This window comes from Stenotrophomonas sp. Steno-Z1, from assembly GCF_056393175.1.
This window is the reverse complement of the sequence record NZ_JBWJPB010000001.1, coordinates 1,143,068-1,158,616: the sequence shown is the minus strand read 5'-3', so window position 1 is coordinate 1,158,616 and position 15,549 is coordinate 1,143,068. Positions and strand designations below refer to the sequence as shown.

The following is a 15,549-nucleotide window of genomic DNA, read 5'->3' as shown; positions in this document are numbered from 1 at the left end:
ATGGTCACCGCCCCAGGCCCATCGGGCAAGCCGCACCTGCACAGGCGACAACGGCAGGCCGCGTGTGCCGGCCTGCCGTTGTCGTGGGAGTGGATGCGCAGCGCGCAGCGGTCAGGCAGCCGAGCGCAACGGCTCCTCGACCTCGCACGCCGCGGCGGTACGGGCGCGCCCTGCGCGCCGCTGCGAGATGATCTGCCGGCGGTAGCGCGCCGGGGTCACGCCGACGATGCGCAGGAACAACCTGCGGAACGCGCTCTGGTCCGAATAGCCCACCGCCCAGGACACTTCGTCCACGATGCCGCCGGCCTGCAGCAGCAGTTGGGCCTTGGCGATGCGCAGGCGCTGGCAGTACTCGATCGGGCGCAGGCCGGTGGCCTTCAGGAAACGGCGCTGCAGGGTGCGCGGCTCCAGTCCGGACGACTCGCAGATGTCCTGCAGGCTCACCCCGCGTGCGGCGATGGTGTGCAGCCAGCGCTGCGCCTTGAGGATGCCACGGTCACCGTGGGCGAAATTGGGGCTGAAGCGCTCCAGGTCGTCCTGCACCGCGCGCGGGATCACCAGCTGCAACTGCTGGATCGCCTCGACCATCACGGCATGTCCGTACACGCGGGCCAACAGGCGCAGGCTGAGGTACTTCCAGGCATCGGCACCGGAGGTGGTGAGCACATCGCCGTCATCCACCAGCGCGCGGTCGCCCTGCGACCAGCTGGCCACGGTGGAGGCCAGCGACGGGCAGCGGGCGATATCGGGCAGGCTCACCGTGCGCCCCGCCAGCACCCCACTGCTGGCCAGCAGCAATGCGCCCTCGTCGCAGCCCGCCAGCACCGTGCCGGCGTCATGGCAGTCGCGCACCCACGCCAGCATCCGCTCGTCCGGCGGCGGCAGCGGCCAGCTCGGTTCATTGCCCGGCACCACCACGATCGCCGGCGGCGCATCGCCGAACAGCTCGGCACCGGCCACCCGCTGCATGCCGCGCGCAGACAGCGTCCAGCGCGTGACCAGCATGCGCGCGCCCGGGCGCCGGCCAGCGGCTGCGGTGCGGTTGCAGCGCTGGGCCAGCTCGGACAGCACCGGAGCGGCCGCACGCAGGCTGCCGGGGTATTCGAGCACGGCCACTTCCATCAGCGCCGGGGTCGCCGCCTTGGGAAGGGTCGGCGGGGGGGAGACACGTGCATGCATAGACAAACTCCTCGAACAACGTCCGTAACCAGCGAAACCCACGCAGGGAAAGGGGTTCGCGAACGTGTCCGAGCGTACGGAGGGCGTGCGGCGCGAGCTATGAAACAAGTTGTATTTTCCGGCCCGTCTGCGACATCGGATGGCTGGGCTTCAGCAACCCTTGACTCTTGACCAGAGTCCAGGGTTTACCCTTCCGTCCAGCTCTTCAACGAGGTGGCAATGAACATCGGACAGCTCGCACGCCAGGCCGGCGTGCCCATCGACACCGTGCGCTATTACGAGCGCCAGCACCTGCTGCCCACCGCGCGCCGCAGTGCCGGTGGCTATCGCGTCTTCGACCAGGGCGACCTGACCCGGCTGCAGTTCATCCGGCGCGCCAAGGCGCTGGGCTTCACGCTGGAGGAGATCGGCGAGCTGCTCAGCCTGAGCGACCAGCGCGGCCAGGACATGGCCCAGGTCCGCGAAACCGCCGTGCACAAGCTGGCCGACATCCAGCAGCGCATCACCGAGCTGCAGCGCATGCATGCCGCGCTCGAACAACTGGTCGATGCCTGCCCCGGGCATGGCGACCTGCAGCAGTGCCCGATCCTGGCGGCGCTGACGGAGCCCCGCCCATGAGCCACACCCATCACCACGATCCCTCCCACGGCAGTACCGGCGGCAATTGCTGCGGCGGCACGCCCGCCACTGCGCCGGTAGCGGCACCGGCCAGCACCGGCGGCTGCCGCGGTGCCAAGGCGCCAGGCGGGGCCCCCACGGTGAAGGACCTGGTCTGCGGCATGGACGTGGACCCGACCCGCACCGCCCACCACGCGCAGCATGCCGGCAGCGCCTACCACTTCTGCAGCGATGGCTGCCGGCGCCGGTTCGTCGCCGATCCGGCGCGCTACCTGGACCCGGCCTCGCACATGGCCGCCCCGGCCCCGGCCGGCACCCTGTACACCTGCCCGATGGATCCGCAGATCGTGCAGGAGGGCCCGGGCACCTGCCCGATCTGCGGCATGGCGCTGGAGCCGATGATGCCCAGCCTGGACGACGGCGAGAACCCGGAGCTCACCGACTTCCGGCGCCGTTTCTGGTGGAGCCTGCCGCTGAGCGTGGCCACCATGGCACTGGCGATGCTGGCCATGACCCCGCTGCTGCACGGGCTGTCGCCCGATGTGCGGGTGTGGATCGAACTGGCCCTGGCCAGCCCCGTGGTGCTGTGGGCCGGCTGGCCGTTCCTGCAGCGCTGGGCGCAGTCGATCGGCAACCGCAGCCCCAACATGTGGACCCTGATCGGCACCGGCGTGCTGGCGGCCTATGGCTACAGCGTGGTTGCCACGCTCGCGCCGGACCTGTTCCCGCCGTCGTTCCGCCAACACGGCCATGTCGGCGTGTACTTCGAAGCGGCCGCGGTGATCATTTCGCTGACCCTGCTGGGCCAGTTGATGGAACTGCGCGCACGGGCCAAGACCTCGGCGGCGATCAAGGCGCTGCTGGGCCTGGCACCGAAGACGGCGCGCGTGCTGCGCGAGGACGGCAGCGAAGCGGACGTGGACATCGCCCAACTTCACCCCGGCGACCGCGTGCGCGTGCGCCCCGGTGAAAAGGTGCCGGTCGATGGCACGGTGCTGGAGGGGCGCTCGTCGGTCGACGAGTCCATGCTCACCGGCGAACCGGTGCCGGTCGGCAAGACCGTCGGCGACGGCGTGATCGGCGCCACCCTCAACGGCACCGGCAGCCTGGTCATCCGCGCCGACCGCCTGGGCGACGACAGCATGCTGGCGCAGATCGTGCAGTTGGTGGCGCAGGCACAACGCTCACGCGCCCCGATGCAGCGCATGGCCGACACGGTGGCCTACTGGTTCGTGCTGGCGGTGCTGCTGGCGGCGACGCTCACCTTCTTCGGCTGGGGCCTGTTCGGCCCGGCACCCTCCTGGACCCACGCCGTGCTCAGCGCAGTCGCCGTGCTGATCATCGCCTGCCCGTGCGCATTGGGCCTGGCCACGCCGATGTCGATCATGGTCGCGACCGGCCGCGCCGCCCAGCACGGCGTGCTGTTCCGCGACGCCGAAGCGATCGAGGCGCTGCGCCAGATCGATACGCTGGTGGTGGACAAGACCGGCACGCTCACCGAAGGCCGCCCGCACTTCCGCGACGTGCACGCCGTGGCGCCGTTTGTCACCGACGACGTGCTGCATTGGGCGGCCAGCCTGGACCAGGGCAGCGAGCATCCGCTGGCCGCCGCGATCGTGGCCGAAGCGCGGCAGCGCGGGCGCGCGCTTGCCGTGGTGGAGGCGTTCGATTCGCTGACCGGGATGGGCGTGCGCGGCACCGTCGAAGGCAGGGCCCTGCTGCTGGGCAACGCCGCCCTGATGCAGGAACACGGCATCGCGTTGGACGTGCTGCACGACCGCGCCGATGCCCTGCGCCGCGACGCGGCCAGCGTGATGTTCCTGGCCGCCGACGGGCAGCTGGCCGGTCTGGTCGCCGTGGCCGATCCGATCAAGGCGTCCAGCGCCGACGCGATCGCGCAGTTACGCCGCGACGGCCTGCGCATCGTGATGGCCACCGGCGACGGCAACGCCACCGCCGATGCGGTCGCGCGCACGCTGGGACTGGACGAGGTCCATGGCGAAATGCGCCCGGCCGACAAGGCTGCGCTGATCCGCAGCCTGCAGGCGCAGGGCCGCAAGGTGGCGATGGCCGGCGATGGCATCAACGATGCGCCCGCACTGGCCACCGCCGACGTCGGCATCGCGATGGGCAATGGCACCGACGTGGCCATGTCCAGCGCGCAGGTGACGCTGGTCAAGGGCGACCTGCGCGGCATCCTGCGCGCCCGTCAGCTGTCCACCGCCAGCGTGCGCAACATGCGCCAGAACCTGGGCTTTGCGTTCCTCTACAACGGCCTGGGCATACCGGTCGCCGCCGGCGTGCTGTATCCGTTGGGCATCACGCTGTCGCCGATGCTGGCCGCCGTTGCGATGAGCCTGAGTTCGGTATCGGTGATCAGCAATGCACTGCGCCTGCGTCATCAACGCTTGCCCGATGCATGAGCGGATCGGCGTGAGTGAAGTTCATGCAACGGATGAAGAAATTCCTGCAGTTTTCTCTTGCCAATCGAAAACACCGTCGCTATGATTTCGCTCCTCACGACGTGGGGCCATAGCTCAGCTGGGAGAGCGCCTGCATGGCATGCAGGAGGTCGGCGGTTCGATCCCGCCTGGCTCCACCACTCCAATCATTAGGCCGATTGAAGTGCAGTGACAAAATATGAAGTTTCGTGCGTCCCCATCGTCTAGAGGCCTAGGACATCACCCTTTCACGGTGGCGACCGGGGTTCGAATCCCCGTGGGGACGCCAATTGAAAAGCAGGAAAGCCTCGACCGCGGTCGGGGCTTTTTTGTTGTGTATCACCGGCGTTCTGCACGCACTTTTTTCTGCGTTACGACAGAAAAAAGACTTGGCGGGAGCTTCACATCCGCGTAGAATTCCGCCTCCAGCATCGTGGGGCCATAGCTCAGCTGGGAGAGCGCCTGCATGGCATGCAGGAGGTCGGCGGTTCGATCCCGCCTGGCTCCACCACTCCTGACCTTAGGCCGTCAGGATGGCTGAAAACATTGATGAGTTCATGCGTCCCCATCGTCTAGAGGCCTAGGACATCACCCTTTCACGGTGGCGACCGGGGTTCGAATCCCCGTGGGGACGCCACTCATCAACGACATCAGGCCCGGTTTGCCGGGTCTTTTTGTCACCGCCTCCCGCGGGTTTCGTTTGGTCTTCCACAAACGTGAACAGGCAGGTATACTAGGCGGCTCGCGGTACAACGTGGGGCCATAGCTCAGCTGGGAGAGCGCCTGCATGGCATGCAGGAGGTCGGCGGTTCGATCCCGCCTGGCTCCACCACTTCTCCGGACACAGGCCGTCCGATAGAAGACAAATTCGGTTTAACGCGTCCCCATCGTCTAGAGGCCTAGGACATCACCCTTTCACGGTGGCGACCGGGGTTCGAATCCCCGTGGGGACGCCAGCTTCAAACAAACAGCCCTGACTTCGGTCGGGGCTTTTTGTTTGTACGCACCCGCCAGCGGTCGGCCGCAGAAAAAGCTTCCCATCCTGCAAAAGCGCCGCTATGATAGGCGGCTCGCAGCATCAACGTGGGGCCATAGCTCAGCTGGGAGAGCGCCTGCATGGCATGCAGGAGGTCGGCGGTTCGATCCCGCCTGGCTCCACCACTTCTCCGGACACAGGCCGTCCGATGGAAGACAAATTCGGTTTAACGCGTCCCCATCGTCTAGAGGCCTAGGACATCACCCTTTCACGGTGGCGACCGGGGTTCGAATCCCCGTGGGGACGCCAGCTTCAAACAAACAGCCCTGACTTCGGTCGGGGCTTTTTGTTTGCGTGCTCGGCAGCGGCCCAGCGCCGACCCTCGCGCCTACGTGACCACCTTGGCCATCCCCACCGACCGCGGCGCGGTTTCCGCGAAACCAAACTGTGCATACAGGCGATTGGCGTGGCCATCGGCAATCAGGCTGACATAGGCTCCCACCGCATGCGCGGCCAGCCACTGGTCCAACTGCTGCATCACCACCTTGCCCAGCCCCCGGCCCTGCCATGCGGGCAACACCGCGATATCCACCACCTGCAGGAAGCAGCCGCGGTCCCCGATCAGCCGTCCCATCGCCACCAGCCTCCGGCCATCCCGGATGCTCACCCCGAACACCGTATGCGGCAGCCCAAGCGTGGCCGCTTCGTGCGATTTGGGACTGAGCCCGGCGGCCACGCGCAGCGCGCGGTACTCGTCCACATCGGGCGTCTGGGGAAAACACTGGAGGCCGTCAGGCAGGGACATGGCAGGACACGCAACAGGAAGGAACCCCCAGCATACCCATGGGTTTCTCACCGGGTGCGACGAAGACGCCTATGCTGTACCCCTGTCTGCCGCTGCCCTGCCCCATGTGCTATTCCGCCCAGATCCGCGCCGATTACACCAAACTGGTCCGCGAATTCGGCGCCATGCTGTCGCTGGACGAGTTCGCCCAGCTCTACGCGCACGACCCTGGCAAGCACCGCCCGAAGACCCCCAAGGCCATGGACGATGGCTTTGCCGGCGCGCGTACCGCCCAGGGCCAGGACATCGTGGCGAAGATCCAGCACTGGCATGCCGAGGAAATGCAGGCGCTGGACGAGGAGATCCGCGTGCAGTCCGCGCGCCTCAAGGAGGCCGAAGAGGCCCTGGCCCACCGCCCCACGCAGAAGGCACGCAACGCGCTGCGCGTTGCCGGCAACCGGATCGAGCGCGCGCAGGCGCGGTTGGACGACCTGCGCCGCACCGGCCTGCTGCCGCGTGACAGCCGCATCTTTCCTGGCGTGTACGCGCCGGTGATCGTGTCCGAGCACGGCCAGCGGGTGATCAAGCCCATGCGCTACCAGTGCCGCCTGCCTGACAAACCCGCTCGCAACGACACGCTGTATCCGGGTACCTACAACGCCCGGCGCGACAGCCTCGCCTCGTACTGGAAGTCCGCGTTCGGGCATCGCCACGGTGTGGTGGTGGTGCAGTCGTTCTACGAACACGTCCCGCGCCATGCACTGGAAAAGCGCAGGCTGGCGCCCGGCGAGACACCGGGCAACGTGGTGCTGGAGTTTCGACCGCAGCCGCCGCGCGACCTGCTGATCGCCTGCCTGTGGTCCGAGTGGGAGGGCCCCGAAGGCCGCCTGCTGTCCTTTGCCGCCATCACCGATGAACCGCCGCGTGACGTGGCGGCGGCGGGCCATGATCGCTGCATCGTGCCGATCCGGGCCGAATACCTGGATGCGTGGCTCAACCCGGACCCGCCGGACCTGGCCGCGCTCTACCGCATCCTGGATGACCGCGAGCCCGTATCACTGGCCTACGCCGAGGCGGCGTGAGCCACCCGCTCAGCTGGCGACCGACGCGCCCCGCAGCGCGCGCGCCAGCGCGGCGTTCAGTTCCGCGGTGAGATAGGGCTTGCCCAGCAACACGCCACTGCGAAATACCTCGGGCAGGTGGTCCGGCGCCATGCCGGTGGCAAGCACGAACGGAATGCCGCGCTCGCCCAGGCCAGCCGCAACGGCCTCACTTGTTTCGTTGTTGGCCAGCCGGTAATCCAGCAAGGCAACCTGGGGATCGCTGGCCCCCAGCAAGCGCAACGCCTCGGACACCGACGCCGCCACCCCCACCACGACCGCACCGGACTGCACCAGCTGCATCTGCAGCAGCGTGGCGCTCATCTCATCGTTTTCCACCACCAGTACCCGCAGATCCTGCAACGCGCTCATACCGGCTCCCTGTATGGTTCAGCACGGTGAGTATAGCGTCCCGCCCAGATGACGGCCGCATGGCGACTGAAGCATTCAGATCTCCCCAGACCGTCGTGTTTTGTATACACTACGCGGCCAGCCAGCCGAAGTGGCGGAATCGGTAGACGCAGCGGACTCAAAATCCGCCGCCCTTAAAAGCGTGTGGGTTCGAGTCCCACCTTCGGCACCAGCTGGTCGAAACCCCTTGAAACCCATAGAGGACAAGGGTTGTAGGCGAAAAGTGAACTACAAACTGAACTACAATGTAGTTCATGAGTCCCCAACGGACCTATCTAAAGCAGCGTGGCAAGGGGACCGCAAGGTCTTCTACGTCACGATGAGAGTCCCGACATCCGCACAGCACGTCTGGGGCCTGATCCGGAAACGAATCTCTTCGCACGTCCAATTTGAGCCAAGCCCTTCGGGACAGGCACAAGGTCATTGCGCGGTTCCAAGCTGATTTCGAGGAGGCTGCGCGCGCGCCGCTGCCTGCGGATGCCGCCTCTCTTATGCCGTTGGCCGAGCAGGTTCGAGCTGGAGACATGTCGGAGAACGACTTCGATGGACAGCTGTCTTCATACCTAGATGCCCTGCCCCGCGACGAGTACGGGCAGCCGGTGATCGGCATCAAAGACCTAAGGTTTGTTCGCAAGGCGAGCTCAGTGGCGAACGGCGTCCAGCTGCTCGAGTCGCTCAGTGAACAGTGGTTGGCCCTTGAGGCGACTAAAGGCATCAAGCAGGCAACCGTTGCAGAGCGCCGTGGGCACTTGAACAAGCTGCTCACCTACCTGGGGGATGACGCCCGCCCCACCGATCTGACTAAGACGCGAGCGGTGGGCTTTGTGGAAGAGGCCCTGAACCGTTGCCGGTGGGTAAGTCGCGCAAGCAGTTCATGCTCGCCACCTGCCGAGGATTTGCCGATTGGCTCGAAGTTCGAGGGATGATCCCCACGTCCGATCCCTTTGGAAAGGTCGGTATGCTGCTGCGCGCTGCTGACACGTCACGCGATGAACGGTCTACGTGGTCGCCTGATGACCTGCTGAGAATGCTTCAGGCCATCCCTCAAGGCGACCCGATGTGGCCCTTGGTGGCCATCTGCGCATACACGGCTGCGCGTCCCCAGGAGCTGTGCAATGTGCGCTGCGAGGATGTGACCGAAACCACCCTGACTATCAACAGGAGCAAGACACAGGCAGGAGAGCGCACGATTCCCATCCCGTCTCAGCTTCGAGATCTTGTCTCATGCCTGGCAGACCAAAGCTCCGATGGCTGGCTCTTGTCGGGCCTGACCACATCGACGCCTGACGACAACAGGTTCAAGCTTATTGGCAAGCGACTGCAGACGGTACGGAAGCGAGTCGGCCTAGATAAGACGCTGCAGGTCTACAGCTTGCGACATACGGGGATCACCTTGATGACGGAGGCCGGTCACCCCGAATGGCTCCGGCAGCTGATTGTCGGTCACGAAGGTGCCTCGACAATCATGGCTAAACACTACGTGAAATCGAAAAATCTGGAAATGATGAGCGAGGCAATGCGGGCGATCACCTACGGGGATGCAGTTGATCACTATGTTATGCGCCAAAGCCAAGCGCGCGAGGTCTCCACTCAAGTCCAAGGGTGCGAAGTGAGCATCGTCACAGCCCAATGACCGGACGCCCCAAACACAGCGCGCTTAAAGGAAGAATGTGGACCATGATCTATCTTGCACCTTGCGCAAATGCCACTGACAACATAGGGCGCCTAAGGACCACCACGCCCTTAGAGAGCGAGAGGAAGGGCCGCGCCGTCATACATCGGCACCCGTTCGCTAGACAGTGGCGTTCGCAAGCTGCGCACTGCGCACACGGGAAATCGCCTTATCCTCACGCATGACTACAAGCTGCGTGGCATGAGAATCGTTTCTCTATTGTTAGCTTGACCCTCGAACCGCCCATTGGCTGAATTGAACCGAAATGAAGCGATTACTTCACCATTGGCACATAAAAGCTGAAGGTTCTTGTGATCGAACCTCCAGTTCTCTGCCTTAACTGCACGGCCTCGGCTCACGCCCCTTGAATGGACGTGCCCGTCCTCCTCAAATGCATGAACTGACAAGTCCGCGTTCATATCCAGCGTTGTCCTGGTCACAAAGACGTCGCATAGCAAATAGTCCTGCAGGGTAGTCTGCGGCTTATCGGAGGCGGCGTTGATAAGCTCTCCGTGCATAGCAGCCAGCATTTTTGACAAATTTTCCTGCCGTGTCAGCTTTTGTCGGAGATCGTCAATCAAGCGGTTTCTCGCGCTCACGTCTCCTCGAAGCTCGGAAGATTGCTGCTCTGTCAGGACATCTAGATTCTGAGACCTTAGGTCAGCCTCTCGAAGCCGTCGCTGATGCCATAGATTCCAACGATGAACCAGCTCCGTCACCCAAGGAACCAGCATGATGTATACCAACGACGACAACATCGGCCATAGCAGGTTATAAGCAACAAATCGCTCAAGGGTTGGATAGAGTTCGCTATCGATAAAATCAAAACGTTTTCCGACCCTCATGTCTGCGAAGAGCACAAAGAGAAGTCTGTGGTTCCACGCTATCCAGCTAAAGATGAAAACGCCAACGAATGGACTTCTTAGGCGAGAAGAGAAGGCACTTTTTACCTGCTCCTTCAGCTCTGCAACGGTTTCCGCCGGCTCGTTTGACATGGATCGCCCCCTGGGATTTCAAGCGATTTTAGTGGTCTTCTAGTCTGGAGGATAGTGGTTTGCAGGGCCTAGCTGGCCTTTACCGGCCCTGCTAATGTTGCCCTAGGTAACCCACCCAGTCATAGGAGAGACTGTCATGGTAGTAGATCAGATTGAGACCTGGGCAAAACTGGCGGCACCAACAATATCGGCCCTCTCTATCGCAGCCTTTAAGTTGTACGCGGAGGCGAAGCCACGAGTCATCAGCTATCTAGTGCAAGCCTCGCAAGTGCCACTCGGTACCAACGACCAGGGAGTTCCGACATTTGTTAACTTTCACTCCATAGTCGTCGCCAATACCGGCAAAAAGACCGCGACTGGCGTTCGTGTCTCCCACCGAATCCAAGGCAACCTGCCGGCGCACACGATCTTCCCGCCCACCCAGTACTCGATTCAAAACAATCCCGAAGGGTACCCCGAGATCGTTTTCCCAACACTGGTAGCAAAGCAGCAGGTCACAATCTCTTACATATACTTCCCTCCGTTGTACATCGGGCAAATACTTGGCGATGTACTAAGTAACGAGGGGATGGGTAAGATCCTCCAAGTAGTTCCGAAGCCACGCCCCAACCGATACGCTTCAGTTGCCATCTGGGTCCTGGCAGGCGTTGGCGCATCGTTCATCCTTTTTTGGGTAATCCGCTGGCTTTTTGTATGGGCACTATTGCGCTAAATGTTAGTGTCCGGAGCCACTGAAATGGACCTTATATTCAGCGGTTTTAGTGAAAAAATTCGAGGGGAGTTGATGAGTATGGCCGGGCGCCCCCCTCTGGGGGGCGCTCTCGCACCTACTTCTAATGAAATAGTTAGCAGATAGGCCGGGCACTCATTCGTCCCGCCTTCTCATGTGCGTGCAAGACCCTCTATGCACATCCCAGGCAGCTCGATCTCCCCGTTATCAAGCTTAACTCCCTCCAGTCCGATCTTTTCGCGATTCCGTCTCCTCCTGCGGCTTTCAGCGGGACCGCCTTGGTCGAAGACCGAACGGTCAATAGGAAGTTGATTCCAGAAGACTCGGCGTTCGACACTCATGCTCAAAAGATGACTCTGGAAAGACGATGCCACTATTTTGTGGTCAAGAAGCTGCTATTGGGAAAGAGAAAAAGACCTTCAAACGACATCTATGCCCCCCCATGGTCCAAACATGGACGCCATTCTGCAGCTCATGCCACTATGCCGCAACGACCTTACGCGCAGGCCAGCTTCCATTCTGGCCTCCACATTTTCAACAGGCCTGCGGCCATCCATCTTTTTCTACTGGTTAGGCTGCTTAGATCTCCAGCCGGCGAGAAGGCGGGGCCGAAAGGCACTGTTGGCATCCTGAAAGGCCGTACAATGACGGCCCTTGGTGATACCTAAAGGGAAGCCGATGGACGTCCAAACGGTTGAGGCCGAGATTGCCAAGCTGATTGCTGAGACTTCAAAAATCAACGCCTGCTCCCGTTTGCACTCCTTCACGGCAGGCGCAATATGCTTCGGCTTGATGGCAGGCCTCGCCAAACTGTTCCAATAAGCAGGTCACCCCAGGGACTACCCGCCCCGGTAAAATCCTCTGAGGCAGGGTGAAGTGACACCTAGGGTTCGATGGTGGACCACTGACTCTCAATGTGCCGCGCCATGTCATCCAGCATCTTCAAGGTCTCGGCCCTCAGTGGCTGGCCTTGGAAGTGCTTCCCAGAAAAGAGATCGATAAGCTCAAACTGATGTGGCTTGGCCTCAACTCCGTTCTGCGTAAGTACCCAGTAGCCGAACTCCAGTGTAAGACGAGCTTCTTCAGAATCGCACTGAACGCCCTTCTCATGGAAATAGATGTAGCGCACCTCTGCTCCATCCATCGCCACAACGTGTGGAGAGAAGCGAACTTCGAGACTACGAACGTAGGCTTGGTAGCGATGCCCGGGAACTACCTTCAAACGCCGCTGTGCGTGTGGCGATGCGATGAAGGCATCCAACACGCGCATCGAGTTATTGCGACGAGTCTCCTGGGCAATGCCCTGGAGCTTTCCACGAGCATCGATGATTCCGGGGAAGCCACGCTTCATCACGTCACGAATGCCTGCAAGGGCCTTGGCATAGTAAGGCTGCATGAACACCTGGGGAGTGCCGCGAGGGTACTTCTGATCATGCAGAAACCTCATTTGCCTGCTAGCAGACATGCGGACGAATCGCGCAAGATTGCGGTCAGATAGACGGGGCCTGGGTATTACGGGCGAGAGCTTAGTAATGGCGCTCATATGATTTGATTGTCCTCTGCAATCTACGAATGAAGAGGGGCGGCCTTTCGGCCACCCCTCCGGTTGCTCACTTCCCGCGCGACTTCGACGACGGCTTCGGAGCGCTATTACGCTCGGTAACCGTCGTGGACTTGTGCTTCTCGGCGTACTGCTTAGTTACAAACTCACCGGTCTTAGCACTGCGGTGTTGAGTGATCTTCTTGTCAGCCATTGCCGTTCACCTATCGGTAGTTGGGGACTTGTCATTGCGACTGCCCCACCGAACACCCACGCCCCATGAAGGAAACGTTGGTGACCTAGCGGCCGAGATGTGGAAGATCTACGTAGATGCTTTACGAAGTACTCTGTACAAGCTATACTCCTGCGTCTGCCAAGACATGCAGCTGCGTAGATTTTCACCATCCGTTCGTGGACAGTTTGTTCATGTTCGTCGGTCGATTACCTCCTCATCTTCGTGTTGTTGTATCTCAAGCGCCCCGCCTGCAAGCGGGGCGTTTGTTTTTTGGGATGGTTCGTTGTCGATATTACCACCATTCAGCAAGTTAGCAAGCCCGTAGTGAGAGTGCCAACCACAACATCTAGTCTCATATATTGAGACTCACCACTACCCACAGTGTTATCCACAGAAGAGTCTGGCACGGCAGTGGGCCCTCGCGACTTCAAATAGGACCACCATGGGTCCCATGGCAAAGGATCGGCGCGCCCAGCACCGGCGAGCCATCGATGACCGCACCGCGTAGGAATAGGGATGACAAGGGATTGTCCTTCTACCGCCAATCCAAGTTCAGAGTCCGTGCAGCGCAAAGATGCACAAAGTGAGCTACAAGCGCACCCGGCGTGAACTACATCGCGCCCGGGCGATCTGGATTTTTCTGTTATGTAACAATGAGTTATGCAGCCACTATTGGCCAAGCTGACTGGCACTTCGTATCCCACCTTCGGCACCATGGAACACGCAGAGGCCAGATCACACGGATCTGGCCTTTTGCGTTTCAGCCGCCGGCCGTTTTGCGTCCTGATGGCGATACTGCGGTATCCGTCGCACGGCCCAGCGACCGGCCGACGGCATGCGTCGCTGCCGCGGCCGGGCCCCGGCCGACAGCGTCGATCGCATCACGTCGTCCCGCGCGCCGGGCACCGCGTACCGGCTTGCTGCGCTCGCACGAGGTGCCTACGCTGTTGTCAGGGACCGCCGCAGCGGCGCCCGTTTCAAAGGGGGAGAGGCGTGGATCGGCAAGGACGCAAACTGCTGGTGTTGGACATCGATGAAACCCTGGTGTTCGCCAGCGAACACGCGCTGGATCGCCCGGCCGACCTGCGCGTTGCCGGCTACCACGTGTACAAGCGCCCCCATCTGGACGCCTTCCTCGACTATGCGTTCGCCACTTTCGAGGTCGGGATCTGGACGTCGTCCGGCCAAGGGTATGCGGAACCGCTGGTGGCGCAGTTGATGGGCGCGCACCCGGTTGCGTTCGTCTGGTCGTCGGCCCGCTGCAGCACCGCGCGGGATTGGGAGACCGGCCACTACGCCAGCGAGAAACGCCTGGCCAAGCTCAAGAAGCTCGGTTTCGCGCTCGACCAGATCATCGGGATCGACGACACCCCGCGCAAATACGCGAAGAACTACGGCAACCTGGTCTGCGTACGCGAGTTCACCGGCGATCCCTGCGACGACGAACTGTCCCACCTGCCCCGCTATCTGGCCCACCTCGACCGGGCACCCCGCATCCGCACCGTGGAGAAGCGCAACTGGCGGGAGCAACTGCTGCGCCTGTGATCCGTGCCGGTCGGCCGGATGCCCACGCCGTGGGCCGGTCATCCCCCATAGCGCCAATTGCTACCTGCGGGCCTGCTCGCAGTGGTCGCGCAGGCTCACGCCCAGCGTCGCGCGGAAGGCGCGCAGGAAGGTGCCGGCGTGCTTGAAGCCTATGGCGAGCGCCGCCGCGTCCACGCCCATCTCGCCACGCCGTACACGGCGGGCGGCCTGTTTCAGCCGCACCTGCGTGCCGAACTGCAGCGGCGTGCAGCCGTAGGCGGCCAGGAACGCTTCGGAAAAATAGCGCACGGGCATGCCCAACCGGTTGGCGAGCTCGCGTGAAGGGACGGCGCGCTCGGTATGGCCGTGCATGATCAGGCAGGCGGTCTGCAGCGTGGCCAACACCTGCTGCCTACGCGCTGGCGAGTGGCCCGGGCAGTGTGCGGCGCGGGCCGCGATCCCGCGTTGCTGATCGGCCATGAGCAGCAGCAACGGGCGCAGATCCGCATGGCCCTGCGCCTTGCTGGCCGGTGCGGACGCGCGCCGACGCCACAGCTGGATCGCCATCCGCAGTTCGGCCGCTGGCATCTGGCCAATGCCGGGGTACATCGGCCCGGCGCCTGTGCCCAGTGCCTCCAGCGTGTCGGAGGACAGGCAAACGCCGGCGCAGATCCCGAGGCGGCCCGCGCGCAGCAGCGGCGTCGAATCGGGGCCGAGCATGAGCCATCCGCCGCGACGCAGTTCCAGCCGGCCCTCGCGGCCCTCGATGACGGTCCTGCCGCGCAGTTGCACCCACAGGCTGGTGACCCCGGCCGGTATCCGCAGCGGCGGCCCGGATGCAAGCACGGCAACCGGCCGCGCGTTCAAGGTGACAGGCGCTCAAGCACGGCGGTGCAGCCTGCCGGTGCCCACTCGTTGTGGGGGGCTGCACGCGACGCGCTGGTCGTGCACTGCCAGCCCTGATCGACGCTGTAGTCGAGGGCGACGAAGTCGAGGAATTCGCCGCCGCAATACAGGTGTGCCGTGCGGGCGGGAACGATGATGTCCACCACGATGGTGGTGCAGAGCGAGGACGTTCCCTGCAGGCCGACCGCGCCGGGGTTGCTGACGTAGTCGCCCTGCGCGCCGGTGTTGACCAGCCACTCGGCGCCGGCCTTGCCGTGCGAAAGTTCCTCCAGCATCGCGCTGATGCGCGAGCGTGCGGTGTGGTGCCGGTAGCCGGGAACGGTGACCGCCAGCAACACCGCCAGGGCGCCGATGGCGACGATCAGCTCGACCAGGGTGATGCCGCGCTGGCGGTTGGCCCGGGGGCGGGATCGATTGAGATGGAACATTTCGTTTCTT

The 15,549-nt window shown here is 63.1% G+C and carries 15 protein-coding genes and 9 tRNA genes; 16 read left to right on the top strand and 8 right to left on the bottom strand.

Going from position 1 to position 15,549, the window contains the following annotated elements; translation table 11 throughout:
* Positions 1-111 precede the first annotated feature (111 nt).
* Positions 112-1,179: a GlxA family transcriptional regulator gene (locus AC06FD_RS05085; protein WP_259202959.1), complete on the bottom strand. Its 1,068-nt coding sequence runs from the start codon at positions 1,177-1,179 to the stop codon at positions 112-114.
* A gap of 219 nt (positions 1,180-1,398) precedes the next feature.
* Between AC06FD_RS05085 and AC06FD_RS05080 the strand changes: the two genes are divergently transcribed.
* From AC06FD_RS05080 to AC06FD_RS05035, 10 genes are all read left to right on the top strand, one after another.
* A complete protein-coding gene (locus AC06FD_RS05080) occupies positions 1,399-1,797 on the top strand; it encodes a heavy metal-responsive transcriptional regulator (RefSeq protein ID WP_259202960.1) in 399 nt (132 codons plus the stop codon).
* Positions 1,794-4,220, top strand: a complete 2,427-nt coding sequence (locus AC06FD_RS05075) for a heavy metal translocating P-type ATPase (RefSeq protein WP_478077143.1) — start codon at positions 1,794-1,796, stop codon at positions 4,218-4,220. The genes AC06FD_RS05080 and AC06FD_RS05075 overlap by 4 nt, the downstream gene beginning before the upstream one ends.
* A 103-nt stretch (positions 4,221-4,323) precedes the next feature.
* Positions 4,324-4,399 (top strand) — tRNA-Ala (locus AC06FD_RS05070).
* A 52-nt stretch (positions 4,400-4,451) separates the two neighbouring features.
* Positions 4,452-4,527, top strand: a tRNA-Glu gene (locus AC06FD_RS05065).
* Positions 4,528-4,673: 146 nt separating this feature from the next.
* Positions 4,674-4,749, top strand: a tRNA-Ala gene (locus AC06FD_RS05060).
* A 50-nt stretch (positions 4,750-4,799) separates the two neighbouring features.
* A tRNA-Glu gene (locus AC06FD_RS05055) sits at positions 4,800-4,875 on the top strand.
* A 119-nt stretch (positions 4,876-4,994) separates the two neighbouring features.
* A tRNA-Ala gene (locus tag AC06FD_RS05050) sits at positions 4,995-5,070 on the top strand.
* Between the two features lie 48 nt (positions 5,071-5,118).
* Positions 5,119-5,194: transfer RNA gene (locus AC06FD_RS05045), tRNA-Glu, on the top strand.
* 129 nt (positions 5,195-5,323) lie between these two features.
* A tRNA-Ala gene (locus tag AC06FD_RS05040) sits at positions 5,324-5,399 on the top strand.
* Between the two features lie 48 nt (positions 5,400-5,447).
* Positions 5,448-5,523 (top strand) — tRNA-Glu (locus tag AC06FD_RS05035).
* Between the two features lie 79 nt (positions 5,524-5,602).
* Here AC06FD_RS05035 and AC06FD_RS05030 read toward each other — a convergent pair.
* Positions 5,603-6,019: a GNAT family N-acetyltransferase gene (locus tag AC06FD_RS05030; protein ID WP_449336322.1), complete on the bottom strand. Its 417-nt coding sequence runs from the start codon at positions 6,017-6,019 to the stop codon at positions 5,603-5,605.
* A gap of 104 nt (positions 6,020-6,123) precedes the next feature.
* On the opposite strand from AC06FD_RS05030, the gene AC06FD_RS05025 reads away from it, so the two are divergent.
* Positions 6,124-7,080, top strand: coding sequence for an SOS response-associated peptidase family protein (locus AC06FD_RS05025; protein ID WP_478077142.1), 957 nt, complete (start codon positions 6,124-6,126; stop codon positions 7,078-7,080).
* A 9-nt stretch (positions 7,081-7,089) separates the two neighbouring features.
* Here AC06FD_RS05025 and AC06FD_RS05020 read toward each other — a convergent pair whose 3' ends face one another.
* Entirely contained in the window at positions 7,090-7,470 is a 381-nt protein-coding gene (locus tag AC06FD_RS05020) for a response regulator (protein WP_478077141.1), read from the bottom strand.
* Between the two features lie 124 nt (positions 7,471-7,594).
* On the opposite strand from AC06FD_RS05020, the gene AC06FD_RS05015 reads away from it, so the two are divergent.
* The 3 genes from AC06FD_RS05015 (at position 7,595) to AC06FD_RS05005 (ending at position 9,142) form a co-directional block, all read left to right on the top strand.
* Positions 7,595-7,681, top strand: a tRNA-Leu gene (locus AC06FD_RS05015).
* Between the two features lie 217 nt (positions 7,682-7,898).
* On the top strand, positions 7,899-8,435 hold the full coding sequence (locus tag AC06FD_RS05010; RefSeq protein WP_478077140.1) for a hypothetical protein: 537 nt from the start codon (positions 7,899-7,901) through the stop codon (positions 8,433-8,435).
* Complete coding sequence (locus AC06FD_RS05005; RefSeq protein ID WP_478077139.1) at positions 8,384-9,142, top strand: tyrosine-type recombinase/integrase; 759 nt, start codon at positions 8,384-8,386, stop codon at positions 9,140-9,142. The genes AC06FD_RS05010 and AC06FD_RS05005 overlap by 52 nt, the downstream gene beginning before the upstream one ends.
* 224 nt (positions 9,143-9,366) lie before the next feature.
* On the opposite strand, the gene AC06FD_RS05000 is transcribed toward AC06FD_RS05005, so the two are convergent.
* Positions 9,367-10,176 (bottom strand): hypothetical protein, encoded by an 810-nt coding sequence (locus tag AC06FD_RS05000; RefSeq protein ID WP_478077138.1) that lies wholly within the window; start codon positions 10,174-10,176, stop codon positions 9,367-9,369.
* A gap of 136 nt (positions 10,177-10,312) precedes the next feature.
* On the opposite strand from AC06FD_RS05000, the gene AC06FD_RS04995 reads away from it, so the two are divergent.
* Entirely contained in the window at positions 10,313-10,888 is a 576-nt protein-coding gene (locus tag AC06FD_RS04995; RefSeq protein ID WP_478077137.1) for a hypothetical protein, read from the top strand.
* 901 nt (positions 10,889-11,789) lie between these two features.
* Here AC06FD_RS04995 and AC06FD_RS04990 read toward each other — a convergent pair.
* Positions 11,790-12,302 carry a hypothetical protein gene (locus AC06FD_RS04990; protein WP_478077136.1) on the bottom strand — a complete coding sequence of 171 codons (513 nt, stop codon included), beginning with the start codon at positions 12,300-12,302 and terminating at the stop codon, positions 11,790-11,792.
* A gap of 214 nt (positions 12,303-12,516) precedes the next feature.
* Positions 12,517-12,660, bottom strand: a complete 144-nt coding sequence (locus AC06FD_RS04985; protein WP_478077135.1) for a hypothetical protein — start codon at positions 12,658-12,660, stop codon at positions 12,517-12,519.
* Between the two features lie 1,014 nt (positions 12,661-13,674).
* Here AC06FD_RS04985 and AC06FD_RS04980 point away from each other — a divergent pair.
* Positions 13,675-14,226 carry an NIF family HAD-type phosphatase gene (locus AC06FD_RS04980; RefSeq protein ID WP_478077134.1) on the top strand — a complete coding sequence of 184 codons (552 nt, stop codon included), beginning with the start codon at positions 13,675-13,677 and terminating at the stop codon, positions 14,224-14,226.
* A gap of 60 nt (positions 14,227-14,286) precedes the next feature.
* Here the strand turns inward: AC06FD_RS04980 and AC06FD_RS04975 are convergent, their stop codons facing one another.
* Entirely contained in the window at positions 14,287-14,997 is a 711-nt protein-coding gene (locus AC06FD_RS04975; protein WP_478077133.1) for an AraC family transcriptional regulator, read from the bottom strand.
* A gap of 71 nt (positions 14,998-15,068) precedes the next feature.
* Positions 15,069-15,539, bottom strand: a complete 471-nt coding sequence (locus AC06FD_RS04970) for a pilin (RefSeq protein ID WP_478077132.1) — start codon at positions 15,537-15,539, stop codon at positions 15,069-15,071.
* Between the last annotated feature and the right edge of the window lie 10 nt (positions 15,540-15,549).

Coding starts and splice junctions, on each gene's coding strand:
- AC06FD_RS05000 (WP_478077138.1), bottom strand. CDS start 10,176: ATGTCAAACGAGCCGGCGGAAACCGTTGCAGAGCTGAAGGAGCAGGTA.
- AC06FD_RS04970 (WP_478077132.1), bottom strand. CDS start 15,539: ATGTTCCATCTCAATCGATCCCGCCCCCGGGCCAACCGCCAGCGCGGC.
- AC06FD_RS04985 (WP_478077135.1), bottom strand. CDS start 12,660: ATGGCTGACAAGAAGATCACTCAACACCGCAGTGCTAAGACCGGTGAG.
- AC06FD_RS05075 (WP_478077143.1), top strand. CDS start 1,794: ATGAGCCACACCCATCACCACGATCCCTCCCACGGCAGTACCGGCGGC.
- AC06FD_RS05005 (WP_478077139.1), top strand. CDS start 8,384: ATGCTCGCCACCTGCCGAGGATTTGCCGATTGGCTCGAAGTTCGAGGG.
- AC06FD_RS04995 (WP_478077137.1), top strand. CDS start 10,313: ATGGTAGTAGATCAGATTGAGACCTGGGCAAAACTGGCGGCACCAACA.
- AC06FD_RS05080 (WP_259202960.1), top strand. CDS start 1,399: ATGAACATCGGACAGCTCGCACGCCAGGCCGGCGTGCCCATCGACACC.
- AC06FD_RS05030 (WP_449336322.1), bottom strand. CDS start 6,019: ATGTCCCTGCCTGACGGCCTCCAGTGTTTTCCCCAGACGCCCGATGTG.
- AC06FD_RS04990 (WP_478077136.1), bottom strand. CDS start 12,302: ATGCAGCCTTACTATGCCAAGGCCCTTGCAGGCATTCGTGACGTGATG.
- AC06FD_RS05020 (WP_478077141.1), bottom strand. CDS start 7,470: ATGAGCGCGTTGCAGGATCTGCGGGTACTGGTGGTGGAAAACGATGAG.
- AC06FD_RS05085 (WP_259202959.1), bottom strand. CDS start 1,179: ATGCATGCACGTGTCTCCCCCCCGCCGACCCTTCCCAAGGCGGCGACC.
- AC06FD_RS05025 (WP_478077142.1), top strand. CDS start 6,124: ATGTGCTATTCCGCCCAGATCCGCGCCGATTACACCAAACTGGTCCGC.